The sequence below is a fragment of the Solibacillus isronensis genome (assembly GCF_023715405.1).
Taxonomy (GTDB): domain Bacteria; phylum Bacillota; class Bacilli; order Bacillales_A; family Planococcaceae; genus Solibacillus; species Solibacillus isronensis_B.
Genome location: NZ_JAMBOC010000015.1, coordinates 1 through 1,285, shown reverse-complemented (window position 1 = coordinate 1,285; position 1,285 = coordinate 1). Strand labels below are relative to the sequence as shown.

Genomic DNA, 1,285 nt, shown 5'->3' with positions numbered 1-1,285 from the left:
ATTACAAGTCAGTTGCTCTACCAACTGAGCTACACCGGCATTTAGAAATGGTGGAGGATGACGGGCTCGAACCGCCGACCCCCTGCTTGTAAGGCAGGTGCTCTCCCAGCTGAGCTAATCCTCCAATGGGTATTTGCTGATTACTCTTTCGTAACCGCATGTCCTTTCTCTTAAGGACAAGATTTATAATATCATTACTTTTTTTATAATGCAATACTTTTTTTGAAATTATTTTTAAAAAATATATAAATTTCTATTTCTTCCATTCACCAATCGAGTTTGCTCATGAAAACGTTTACTTAGTATAACGAAATTCTAATATGTTTGACTGACTTTATCAAGACTTGTTTTTAATATTTATAAATCATTCTGATATATTTATTAATATTACTTATAAATATCAAGTGTTTTAGAATATACGACTACTTATTTATACATTTTATAGACTTAAGCTGTCAAGAAAATGTCTTACATTTATCATTATTTTTTTAAGTATTGATAGAAGATACATTTTAATTATTTCCACCTATTGCTTTCTCAATATACTCTTTATCTTTATATTATTTCCATTATATTCTATATTTTTTATTATTCAATTATAATAATTTCTGTTTTTATATGCTCTTAGAATGGTGCTATTTCATTTGATCGTGTTTATGCATAGCTCAGCTTTATTGGGATTCCAAGATTGGGTGTTAAATCCTTGTTATTACCTTTTAAATTGCTTTTTAGCATTCTTTTTAGTGATCCAGGGATTTTGATACCTCTATTTGCATTATTAATGGGAAATCGATTTAAACAGCCTCTAACATAGCGTCAACTAAACTACTTGCATGTTCCCAACAGACCTTCATTAAATATCCGGAAAATCTCCGCATCTTTTCTGCTCCCGCTTACTATCTTGTTCTACCTTTATTTGTACACCCTCCCCATAGTGATCGAGGAAGTTTCCTTTCACAGTAGCAATAAAATAATATTAGTTTAAAAGAAATTCTGGTTGTGGGTTTATTGAAGCAATTATATTTCAACACAGGTTTTTTATCTATATTATGAGACAGCATAATATAGATAAAAAATTATTCAGCGCTTAAATCTAGCAGCTTTGTTTATTATCTTAATAGAGCTTTTAAGGCAACAAAAAAACGCTAAGTACATGTGACAGTACTTAGCGTTCTTCGTTTTCCTATGTATGACCCGTACGGGATTCGAACCCGTGTTACCGCCGTGAAAGGGCGGTGTCTTAACCACTTGACCAACGGGCCGATGGCGGAGACAGAGGGATTTG

The 1,285-nt window shown here is 32.7% G+C and carries 2 tRNA genes; both read right to left on the bottom strand.

The annotated features are described in order from the left end of the window. Positions 1-48 precede the first annotated feature (48 nt). Positions 49-124, bottom strand: a tRNA-Val gene (locus M3166_RS18875). Positions 125-1,190: 1,066 nt separating this feature from the next. Further along, a tRNA-Glu gene (locus M3166_RS18870) sits at positions 1,191-1,262 on the bottom strand. Positions 1,263-1,285 lie beyond the last annotated feature (23 nt).